This is a genomic window from Micromonospora sp. NPDC049580 (assembly GCF_040675595.1).
Taxonomy (GTDB): domain Bacteria; phylum Actinomycetota; class Actinomycetes; order Mycobacteriales; family Micromonosporaceae; genus Micromonospora.
In genome coordinates, this window is record NZ_JBFAPG010000173.1 from 1 (window position 1) to 11,053 (window position 11,053).

Annotated in this window: 9 protein-coding genes and 1 pseudogene; 7 read left to right on the forward strand and 3 right to left on the reverse strand. The window is 74.1% G+C overall.

Going from position 1 to position 11,053, the window contains the following annotated elements; genetic code table 11:
- From AB0J68_RS16255 to AB0J68_RS16265, 3 genes are all read right to left on the reverse strand, one after another.
- Window positions 1-1,113: ArsA-related P-loop ATPase (locus AB0J68_RS16255; protein WP_363939151.1), on the reverse strand; the 1,113-nt coding region annotated here is incomplete at its 3' end.
- 54 nt (window positions 1,114-1,167) lie between these two features.
- A complete protein-coding gene (locus tag AB0J68_RS16260) occupies window positions 1,168-2,145 on the reverse strand; it encodes an ArsA-related P-loop ATPase (RefSeq protein WP_363939153.1) in 978 nt (325 codons plus the stop codon).
- A gap of 26 nt (window positions 2,146-2,171) precedes the next feature.
- The gene (locus AB0J68_RS16265; protein ID WP_354856551.1) at window positions 2,172-2,753 is read right to left on the reverse strand and encodes a hypothetical protein; all 582 of its coding nucleotides are present in this window, start codon (window positions 2,751-2,753) and stop codon (window positions 2,172-2,174) included.
- Between the two features lie 754 nt (window positions 2,754-3,507).
- On the opposite strand from AB0J68_RS16265, the gene AB0J68_RS16270 reads away from it, so the two are divergent.
- The 7 genes and pseudogenes from AB0J68_RS16270 to AB0J68_RS16300 form a co-directional block, all read left to right on the forward strand.
- The gene (locus AB0J68_RS16270) at window positions 3,508-3,993 is read left to right on the forward strand and encodes a hypothetical protein (protein WP_354856521.1); all 486 of its coding nucleotides are present in this window, start codon (window positions 3,508-3,510) and stop codon (window positions 3,991-3,993) included.
- 43 nt (window positions 3,994-4,036) lie between these two features.
- Window positions 4,037-4,192 (forward strand): DUF4177 domain-containing protein, encoded by a 156-nt coding sequence (locus AB0J68_RS16275; protein WP_007466198.1) that lies wholly within the window; start codon window positions 4,037-4,039, stop codon window positions 4,190-4,192.
- The gene (locus tag AB0J68_RS16280; RefSeq protein WP_007466196.1) at window positions 4,189-4,650 is read left to right on the forward strand and encodes a RidA family protein; all 462 of its coding nucleotides are present in this window, start codon (window positions 4,189-4,191) and stop codon (window positions 4,648-4,650) included. Before AB0J68_RS16275 ends, AB0J68_RS16280 begins: the two co-directional genes overlap by 4 nt.
- A gap of 125 nt (window positions 4,651-4,775) precedes the next feature.
- Complete coding sequence (locus tag AB0J68_RS16285; protein ID WP_363939155.1) at window positions 4,776-5,606, forward strand: MBL fold metallo-hydrolase; 831 nt, start codon at window positions 4,776-4,778, stop codon at window positions 5,604-5,606.
- The gene (locus tag AB0J68_RS16290; protein WP_355064890.1) at window positions 5,603-9,199 is read left to right on the forward strand and encodes an adenylate/guanylate cyclase domain-containing protein; all 3,597 of its coding nucleotides are present in this window, start codon (window positions 5,603-5,605) and stop codon (window positions 9,197-9,199) included. The genes AB0J68_RS16285 and AB0J68_RS16290 overlap by 4 nt, the downstream gene beginning before the upstream one ends.
- Window positions 9,200-9,443: 244 nt before the next feature.
- Window positions 9,444-9,821, forward strand: a pseudogene (locus AB0J68_RS16295) (hypothetical protein); the annotation flags it as partial.
- Window positions 9,822-10,022: 201 nt separating this feature from the next.
- A partial coding sequence (locus AB0J68_RS16300) for a serine/threonine-protein kinase (protein WP_363939156.1) occupies window positions 10,023-11,053 on the forward strand: 1,031 nt, incomplete at its 3' end.

Sequence of the window (11,053 nt, forward strand, 5' to 3'; positions counted from 1 at the left end):
GTCGACGTCGTGCACGTCGGCGGGCTGCGCCGTCACCGACACCGCCGGCACCGCCGGGAACGCCTCGGTGAACCGCGCGGCCACCTGCTGCTCGCGTACCGCCTGACGGGCCAGCGCGGCGTGCGCCCGCAGCACGTCGGCGGTGGCCTCGTGCCCACCCAGCTCGGCCAGCCGCTCCGCGGCGGCCCCACTCTGCTCGGCGTCCAGCTCCGGGACCACCGGTCGGTGCACCCGGTTGAGCACCAGGCCGGCCAGCGGCATCTTCTCCTCCCGCAGCCGGCCCGCGAAGTAGGCGGCCTCCCGGACCGCGTCCGGCTCCGGCGCCGCGACCAGCACGAAGGCCGTCTCCCGCGCCTGCAGGATGCGGTACGTCTGCTCGGCCCGCTGCCGGAAACCCCCGAACATCGAGTCGAGGGCGGCCACGAAGCCGGACAGGTCGGTGAGCAACTGGGCGCCGAGCACCTTCTGCACCACCTTCGAGAACATCCCGAACGAGGCCGTGACCAGGCTGAACATGCTCCGTCCGCCGCTGCGCGCCGGTGCCAGCAGCAGACGCAGCATCCGGCCGTCGAGGAAGCGGGACAGCCGGGCCGGCGCGTCCAGGAAATCCAGCGCCGAGCGGGACGGCGGAGTGTCCACCACGATCAGGTCCCACTCGCCCCGGGCATGCAGCTGGCCCAGCTTCTCCATCGCCATGTATTCCTGCGTGCCGGCGAACGTCGAGCTCATCGCCTGGTAGAACGGGTTCGCGAAGATCTCCGCGGCCTTCGCCGGGTCGGTGTGCTGGAGCACCACGTCGTCGAAGGTGCGCTTCATGTCCAGCATCATGGCGTGCAGCTCACCGCCGCTGGCCTCGACGTCGATGCCCTTGACCTGACGGGGTGTGTTGTCCAGCTCGGTCAGGCCCAGTGACTGGGCCAGCCGGCGTGCCGGGTCGATGGTGAGCACCACCGTGCGCCGGCCATGGTGCTCGGCGGCCCGCAGCGCCAGCGCCGCGGCCGTGGTCGTCTTACCCACCCCGCCGGCACCGCAGCACACGACGATCCGCACGCCCGGGTCGGCGAGGATCTGGTCGACGTCCAGCTGCGGCGCCGCGTCTTCGGAAGGCACCAATCGAGCGTATCGGGCCGCGTCGGTCCATGCGCCCGTGCCGAGCTCAGGTGTGAGTCAATCGGCGCTGACGAGGGCGCGGGCCAGGGTCGTGAGGGCCGCCCGGTCCACCCCGTCGGGCAGCAACGGCAGCTCGACCATCGGCAGCCCCAACTCCACCAGGTCGGCGCGGAGCGAATCCTCCAGTTCGCGTCGGATGAGCTGGTCTCGCGCCTCGTCGTGCAACCCGGCCACGATGTCCTGATCGGCCGGCAGCCCGGCGGCGACCAGGCCGCGCCGGAGTTCCGCGGCGGTGACCGCCGGGCCGGCCGGCAGCGGAGGTCGGGCGCCGTTGACGATCACCTTCCCGATACCGAAGCCGAGCGAGGTCAGGTCGGCGATGGCGTCCACCGTCTCCTGCACCGGCATCTCCTCCAGCAGCGTGACCACGTGCACGGCGGTCATCGGGGAGCGCAACAGCGCGGACACCCCCTCGCTCTGGGTCTTGATCGGGCCGACCTTGGCGAGCCGCGCCGTCTCGGCCGTGACGTTGAGGAAGCGGCCGATCCGACCGGTGGGCGGCGCGTCCAGCACCACCGCGTCGTACGCGCGCCGCTGCCCCGACGTCCGGGTGGTGGCCTCCTTCACCTTGCCGGTGAGCAGCACGTCACGCAGACCCGGGGCGATGGTCGTGGCGAAGTCGATGGCGCCGAGCTTGCGCAGGGCCCGGCCCGCCGCGCCCAGCTTGTAGAACATGTCGAGGTACTCGAGCAACGCCTCCTCGGCGTCCACAGCGAGCGCGCGCACCTCACCGCCGTCCGGCGTGTCGGCGAGGTGCCGCTCCTCGTACGGCAGCGGTTCGATGCCGAAGAGCTGGGCGATGCCCTGCCGGCCCTCCACCTCCACCAGCAGGGTGCGCCGGCCACCGGCGGCCAGCGCCAGGGCCAGCGCCGCCGCCACGCTGGTCTTGCCGGTGCCGCCCTTGCCGGTCACCACGTGAAGGCGGGCCGACCATCCGGTACCGGCCGGGTCGAACGGCCGCTCAGCTGCACGCACCCGTCGAGCCTATCCAGGCTTGCCGGTCAGGCGACCTCGCAGACCCACCAACCCGTCTTCTGCACCACAGTGAAGCGCAGGTCCTGGTCGGCCACCTTCTCGTCGGCGGTGGTCATGGTGATGCGCGTGGAGACGGTGGCCCGGTCGCCGGTCTGGTTGTCGACCTTCGGGGTGGTCCACTTGAACCGGGGGTTCTGGTACTCGGACGCGTACTTCTGCACCTCGGCCACCTTCGCCGCGATCTTCTTGTCGTCCCGAGAGGCGGCGCAGACGTGACTGGCGGCCTTGGTCGCGTCCCGGTCCTTGTAGACGGCGGTGAGGAACTCGTCGACGGCGACCGCCGGCTCCTTCGCGCCCTCGCCGGATTCGGCGTTGCGCAGGGTCAGGAACGCCACGACGCCGCCGCCCACGCAGAGCACCATGATCACGACCAGCGCGATGGCGGCGATCAGCAGGCCGCGCTTCTTCTTCGGCTCGACGGTGCCCTGGTACGGCGGGTAGCCGGGCGGGGGTGGTGGGATCGCACCCGGGGCCCCGGGGGACTGCGGCGTGCCGGCCGGGTCGTCGGTCTGCGGGACGCCAGCGGGCGGGCCGGGCTGGGTCGGCACGCCCGGCTGCGCGGGGAGCGCCCCCGGCGCGGGCTGTCCGGGATGAGCGGGCTGCCCGGGAAGGGCGAGCTGGCCTGGCTGGGCGGACGGGCCCGCAGCGGCGAACGGGCCCGCAGGGGCGGCCGGGCCGGGAAGTGCGGGCTGGGCGGCCGGGCCGGGTTGGGTGGCGGTCGGCGAGCCGGGACGCTCCTGGACGGTCGCCCCGTCGGACTCCCTCAAGGGGGCGGTCGGGTCGGGTTGCCCGGAGATCGGCTGGCCGGAAGGCGCCGGATCGGACTGGCCGGAGGCCGTCGGGCCGGGCTGTCCGGGGATGGTCGGCGTCTCGGGCTGACCGGCGGAATCCGGGGGCGCCGACGGAAGAGCGCGCGGGCCGGCCTGGTCGCCGCTGGGCGGTTGGGTCATCTCGTTCCCCCGGGGGTGCGGCGCCCGGCCGCCACCCCTGGCGCCGAGCGAGATCGAGCGGGCGGCCGGGCGCTGTGCGACCGTCCGACCGGAAGGGTAGCGGCCAGCCGCCGGTTCGGTGTCGCCCCTACCGCGCGGTGCTTGGCATCGCGCGCACGTCCAGACCGTGAGATCACTCGCAGTCGGGATTCCTGCCCAACATCTGTCGCATATGTGACTGCCGGTGACTGATCGTGCGCGTCCTGTTGGCGGGACTGTCGCCGTGGACCTACCTTCGTCCGGTGCGGGGGCCGGAACGGATGAATGGTCCGGGCCGGAAGCGTGGTCCGAGAGGTACGACCGGAGGCAGTTCATGCGCGATGCGGACAACATCCCTCGCACCCAGTTCCCGACGAACGAGCGGCAACGCCGGCCCGGGTCCGTGGGAGAGGTGGCCGGCGGGCCGTTCGGCAGCCTGCCCATCAACGAGCGGTCGTACCGTCGGGTTCCGGAGCCCCCGGAGGTGATCCGGGGGTCGAGCCGGCCCGGCGAGCGGCTGCGGGACGACGACGAGCCCGGGTTCGTCATCCACCTGCCGATCCGGGTGCCCGACCTGGCCTCGGCGACCCTGCTGGCCGGTCGAGTCGCCGAGTCGCTGGGCTTCCTACCGGAGCTGGACGCCGGCGAGACCACCGTGTCCAACGCCGACGACCAGAACAACCGCCACCGGGTCTTCTGCGACCTGCTGCTGCCCGACCGGTCGCGCTGCCCCCAGGGGTACGAGCACCAGGGGCCCTGTGGAGAGCTGCCGGCCACGCCGGAGCAGCGTCCCGCGCCTCGTCCGGCCAGCGGACCGTAGGCTGTGCCCGACGAAGTCCGCACCACGAGGGAGCCCTCCAGCGATGCAGAAGTGGGAATACTCCACGGTCCCTCTGCTGGTCCACGCGACCAAGCAGATCCTCGACAACTGGGGTGAGGACGGGTGGGAACTCGTCGCCGTGGTCCCCGGCCCCAACCCCGACCAGCTGGTGGCGTACCTGAAGCGGCCCAAGGCATGAGCAACGGCCCCCACGCGAAGCTCGCCGAGCTGGGCCTCGAACTGCCCGACGTGGTGCCGCCGGTGGCCAGCTACGTGCCGGCCGTGCAGTCCGGGCAGCACGTCTACGTCTCCGGCCAGCTGCCGATCGCCGAGGGCAAGCTGCTGGCGACCGGCAAGGTCGGTGCCGGCATCTCCGCCGAGCAGGCCAAGGACCTGGCCCAGCGGTGTGCGCTCAACGCGCTGGCGGCCGTCGACTCGCTGGTCGGCCTGGAGAACGTGGTCAAGGTGGTCAAGCTGACCGGGTTCGTGGCTTCGGCCCCCGGCTTCATCGGCCAGCCCGCCGTGATCAACGGCGCCTCCGACCTGTTCGGCACCGTCTTCGGCGAGGCCGGCCGCCACGCCCGCAGCGCCGTCGGGGTCGCCGAGCTGCCCCTGGACGCCCCGGTGGAGATCGAACTGATCGTCGAGGTCGCCTGACCGCACCGCCACCGTCCCGCGATCGTGCGCCGTCGCGCCCGGAGGAAAGCCCTGAACAGGGATGAATCAGGGGCTGGACCTGCATGATCGCGGGCCGTGGCGGGCAGGGTCGTACGATCGCAGCCATGAGCGGGCACGTGACTGGGGCGACTGCGGCGCTGGCCGACAGGCTGCCGAGCTGGGTGACACTGCTGCGCGCGCCGAACCCCGGCCCGATGACCCTCGACGGCACCAACACCTGGCTGCTGCGCGCGGCACCGGGTGAACCGGCGGTGGTCGTCGACCCCGGGCCGGCCGACGAGGGGCACCTGGCGGCGATCGCCGCGCACGGCCCGATCGCGCTGATTCTGATCACGCATGGCCACCCCGACCACACCGAGGGCGCCGCCCGGCTCAGCGAACTGCTCGGCGGGGTGCACGTCCTCGCCGTCGACCCGGCGCACACCATCGGCGGTACGCCCCTGACCGATGCGCACCTGGGCGGCTTCGGCCTGGGCATCCGACTGCTGGACACCCCGGGGCACACCGCCGACTCGGTCTGCTTCGTCGTCGAGCACGGCGACGAGCGGGCGGTGCTCACCGGTGACACCATCCTCGGCCGCGGCACCACCGTGGTGGCCCACCCCGACGGGCACCTCGGCGACTACCTGAGCAGCCTGGAGCTGCTGTCCGCGTACACCGGAATTCCGGCGCTGCCCGGGCACGGCCCGGCGCTGGCCGACTGCGCCGCCGCCGCCACCTTCTACCTTGCCCACCGCCGGGCCCGCCTCGACCAGGTCCGGGCGGCGGTCGCCGCCGGCGCGCGGACACCGGCGGAGGTGGTCGCGGCGGTCTACGCCGACGTGGACCGCTCGCTCTGGTGGGCCGCGGAATGGTCGGTCCGTGCCCAGTTGGAGTATCTGGGCGTCGACACCGGGGAATCCGCGCCGGGGGTCAGTGGGTTGGAGCACATGTGACCTGCCCGGTGTGCGGAACTGTCGCTGTCCCCGGCGCACGGTTCTGCCACAACTGCGGTGCCGCGCTGCCGGCCGCCGCCACGTTGCCGGCGGCCGAGCGTCGGGTCGTCACAGTGCTCTTCGGTGACCTCTCCGAATTCACCTCCTGGTCGGAGGACCTCGACCCGGAGCGGGTCGGAGCGGTCACCGACCGGGTGCTCGCCTCCCTCGCCGGGGCGGTGAAGACGTTCGGCGGGCACGTCGACAAGCTGACCGGCGACGGGATCATGGCGGTCTTCGGGGCGCCGGTGGCACACGAGGACGACGCCGAACGGGCCGTCCGGGCCGCCCTGTCCATGCAGCGGGCCGTGCGCCGGGTGCTCGACGACGAGCGCGGCGGCGGTGCGCCGCTCGGCCTGCGGGTCGGCCTGAACACCGGCGACGTCATCGCCGGCATCCAGGCGGCCATCGAATACACGGTCATCGGCGACACGGTGAACACCGCCGCCCGGCTGGCCGACGCCGCCGCGGTCGGCGCGGTCTACGCCGGCGGACGGACCGCCGCCGCGACCCGGCACGTCGCCTCCTGGCGCGCGCTGCGCCCGCTGCGGCTCAAGGGCAAGCGCGAGCCGGTCGAGGCGTACGAGCTGCTGGGCCTGCTGGACGCGCCGGGCACCCGGTCGGGTCTCGGCGACGAGGCGCCCTACGTGGGCCGGGAGACCGAGATCGGCCGGGTCGCCGGCCGACTCGCCGAGGTGATCGACCAGGGTGACCCGCGGGTGCTGCTGATGACCGCCGAGGCGGGCATCGGCAAGTCCCGGTTCGCCGCCGAGGTCGAGCGCCTCGCCGCCGGGTACGACGTGGGCGCCGGCCGGTACGCCGCGCACACCGGCGCCCGGGTGCTCTCGGTGCGGTGCGCCGCCTTCGGTGAGCGGCGCAGGCTCGCGCCGTTGGCCGACCTGGTCCGTGCCGCGGTCGGTCTGCCCGGTGACGCGGCAACCGCGCTGACCCGGCCGGCCGTGGAGGAGCGGCTGCGGCGGCTCGGTCAGCGGCTCGCCCGCTCCGCCGGCGAGACGCCCGCGATCGCCACCGACCAACTGCTCACCCTGCTCGGGTACGCCGAACTGCCCGTGCACGGCGGCACCGACAACGGCGAGTGGGGCAGCACGACCGCCTCGCCCGCCGATGCCGAGGCGGTGCCGAACGCCGTCGCCGACCTGCTCAGCGGGCTCGCCTCGGAGGCGCCCCTGGTGATCGTGGTGGACGACCTGCACGACGCCACCCCCGAAACCATCCGCGCTCTCGGGGGGACCCTCTCCCGACTCACCGGCCCGGTGCTCGTGCTGCTGCTCGGCCGCCCCGAGCTGGTCCGCACCGCCGGTGCGCTGACCCGCGTCGCGGACGCCGAGGTGCACTCCCTGCCGCCGCTGCGGGGCGCCGACGCCGCCCGGCTGCTCACCAGCTACCTCGGCGGCGGGAAGCTGCCACCGGCCGACGCGGACCGACTGCTCGCCACCGCCCAGGGCAACCCGTTCTACCTCGCGGAGCTGGTCACCCTGCTGATCGAACGCGGCGCGCTGACCGCCGAGCGGCCCGCGTCCGGTGACCCGAGCACGCCGGCCGGCTGGCGCCTCGTACCCGGTTCCCTGGGCAGCCGGCTGCTCTCCCGGGACCTCGCGGCCGTCCTGGCCGCCCGGATCGACGCGCTGCCACCGGACGCCCGTTCCGTCCTGCGGGACGCGGCGGTGGTCGGTGACACGGTGCCGACCGGCGCGCTGGAGGCGCTGCGCGAGCAGCGAGCCGGCCGCGACGGGAGGCCCTCGGCGGTGGTCGCCGTGGAGTTCGACCGGGCCGTCGAGGAGCTGCTGCAACGCCGCATGCTGCACCGCACCCGCGCCGGCTACGCGTTCGCCACCCCGCTCATGCGAGAGGCCGCGTACGCCGGGGTGAGCAAGGCGGAACTGGCCGAGCGGCACGCCGCGCTGGCCCGCTGGGCGGCGCCCGTCGACGGGGTCACGACCGGCGGGGTGGGCGGGTTCACCGAGGAGGCACGCGACGACTTCGTCGCCATGCACGTCCAGCGGGCCGCCACGCTCGCCGACGCGGTGAAACTGCGACCGGACGCGCCGGCCCGCGCCGTGGTCCCGCTCGGGGTCGCCGCGCTCGGCCGGGCCGCCCGCCGGTCGCTGTCCGCCGGGGAGCCCGCGCTCGCCGTCGAGTACGCCGAACGCGCCAGCGAGCTGGCCCGCGACGGGATACCGGCGACCGACCGGGTGGTGCACGCCCGTGCGCTGCTGCAGATCGGCCGGGTCGCCGACGCGCTCGCCTTCGCCGAGAAGATCGCCGCCAACGCGGGGGACGAAGCCACCCGTGCCAGCGCCCTGCTGCTCGCCGGGCAGGCCCAGCAGACCCTCGGCGACCAGGGTCGGGCGGAGGCCGCCTGGCAGGAGGCGTTGCAGGTGGCCACGGCCGGCGGGCTGCCCGCGCTGCGCGCGTCCGCCATGCGTCGGCTCGGCATGGGCGACTTCGTGGCCGGTCGGCTCAGCCAGGCGAGCAGCCGGTTGGCTGCCGCCTACCAGGTCAGCCTCAGCGCACAGGATCGGCGTGGGCAGGCCTGGTCGCTGCAGAACCTGGCCTGGGTGACCACGACCCGGGGTGACTTCGCCGGCACCGATGCCGTCCTCGGCCGGGCCGCCCGGCTCTTCGCCGAACTGAAGGACCCGTACGGGCGGGCCTGGCTGCGGGGCACCACCGCGTTCGCCCGGCTGCTCGCCGGTCGGCTGCGCGAGGCGTGCCGGATGGCGCAGGTCTTCCTGCCCTTCGGCGAGCGGGTCGGCGAGGCGTGGGCGGTGGGCACGCTGCGCGCGGTCGCGGCGTTCGCCACCGCCGAGTTGGGCGAGCTGGCCGAGGCGGACCGGGAGGCCCGCCGGGCGTACCGCGAGTTCGCCGCCGCGTCCGACGACTGGGGGCGCGGGTTCGCGCTGGTCGTCCGGGCCGTCGTGGCCCGTGGGCTGGGCGAGCCGGAGCACGCGGCCGACCTGCTCACCGACGCCCTGGCGTACGCCGACCAGACCTCACACCCGCTGCTCACCGGAATGGCCGGCACGCTGCGCGGCTTCGTGGCGCTGGACATGGGCGACCACGAGACCGCCGAGCAGGCCGCCCGAGCGGTGCTGACGGCCGTCGAACCGCACAACCCGCAGGCGCCGGCGCAGGTCGCGCCCCGGGTGCTGCTGGCCACCGCCCGACTGGCCGCCGGTGATCCGGCGACCGCGGTCGGGCTGCTCGCCCCGGTGGCGACGGCTGCCGCCAACGCGCCCTCCCTGCTCTTCTCCCGCCGCCAGACCATGGCCCGGTACGCGTCGGCGCTGCTCGCCCACGGTCAGCGGGAGCAGGCGCTGGACTGGGCCCGACGGGCGGTCACCGCGCCCGCCGAGGACGTGCGCAGTCAGGTGATCGCGGCGAGCGTGCTCGCCGAGGCGCTGGCGGCCTGCGGCCACGCGGCGGAGGCGCGGTCCTGCGCCGACGAGGCGGTCCGCCTCGCGTACGCCACCGAACAACGCAGCGAACGAGCAGCAGCCAAAGCCCTCCAAACCCGCCTAACCCTCCCCTAACCCCTCCCCCGCCCCGGGCCCCCGCCCGGGGTCTCCCGCCCGTTGATCACGAAGTTATTGCGCCGACACGCCGATATCGGTGGCAATAACTTCATGATCGCCGCGGTGGGTGGCGGGTGGGGTGGGGGTGGGGTGGGGCGGTTTTGGCGGTTCTGGGGATGTGGTGGTCGGGGTGAGGGGCTAGCGTGTCACCACCGTGCGGTGGTCCACAGTGGCGACCGTCGCCGTGCCTGGGGAGGCCCTCATGAAGCTGCCGCGTTCCGTCGCGGGGTGGACCATCGCGGTCTTCGGCGTACTGGCGCTGGTGATGGGCGCGGTCGGGTTGCTCTGGCCGGAGGCGCAGCTGCGCCTGCTCGGGTTCGAGGTGCCGGCGACGCGTGGCGCCGGCGACTACACCGGCACGTTCCTGCTGGCGTCCTCGATGGCGTCGTTCAACATGGGCGTCTACTACCTGCTCGCGACGGTCACCGAGTGGCGGGCGTTCTACCGGTTCACGGTGGTCTTCCGGCTGGTCACCTTCACCGTGTTCAGCATCGCCGTGCTGGCCGACATCGCCCCGGACCGGTTCTTCGGCGTGGCCGCCTGGGAGGGGTTGGGCGCGGTGGCCACCGCGGTCGGATTGCGGATGGACGCTCGCCGGGGCACGCCGGCCGCCGCCGACACCGCTGCCGCGTCTCCCGCCCCCGCTTCCGCTGCGCCCGCTGCCTCCACGTCGGCCGATGTCGACGTGCCGGGAGGCGCCGGAGAGGCGCCCGGCGCGGCCGGTGCCGCTCCGGCGGACGCGGCGCGCTGAGCCGCCGGCCGGGTTGGGTATTTTCGAGCGGTGACCGACACCCCGACCGGTGGCTTGCCGGTGCCGATCGTGCCCGGTCTGACTGATTTGCGGGTCTTTGCCCGAGGCGGCTACGCCACCGTCTACCAGGCCACCCAGATCTCGGTCGGCCGAGAGGTCGCCGTCAAGGTCGAGAACCGCACGCTGGACAGCGAGCGCGACCAGGCCCGTTTCCTGCGCGAGGCGCGGGCCGCCGGGCGGATGTCGTCGCACCCGCACGTGGTGGACCTCTTCGACGTCGGCGTCACCGTCGACCAGCACCCATACCTGATCATGGAACTCTGTGACGGGTCGTACGCCGAGCGGATGCGCAGCTCGCCGCTCGGCCCGGTGGAGGCCCGCGATCTCGGCATCAAGATCGCGGATGCGTTGGCGCACTCGCACGGGGCCGGGGTGCTGCACCGGGACGTGAAGCCCGCGAACATCCTCTACTCGCACTTCAACTCGGCGGTGCTGGCCGACTTCGGGCTGGCCGTGCTGGCCGAGGCGCGCGACGCCTCGGTCACCCTGGAGGTGCTCACCCCGGCGTACGCGCCGCCGGAGATGTTCAGCCACAGCCCGCCGTCGCCGGCCGTCGACGTGTACGCGCTCTGCGCCACCCTCTACGCGGTGATGCACGGCCGGCCGCCCCGCTGGCAGTCCGAGCACAACCCCAGCCTGGTGACCGTGCTGGAGATGTTCAACCAGCCACTACCCGGCCTCCCGGGCGTACCGGACGAGCTCATCGACGTGCTGCGCCTCGGCATGGCCAACGACCCGGCCGAGCGACCGTCCGCCCTCGTACTGCACGACCTGCTCGCCAACCTGCCGTTCGGCTCGCCGGCCGCCCCGGTGAGCGGCGTCCCGACCAGCGGCTCCCCGGTCAGCGGTGCCCCGGTCAGCGGTGCCCCGGTCAGTGGCTCTCCGGTCAGTGGTGGCCCGAGCCGGTCCGGCCTGTACGGCACCGGTCAGCCAGTGCCGCGCCCCCCGGTCGAGGACTCCCGCCCCAGCGTCCCCGGCGGCCGGCGCTGGCGGCGGCGCTG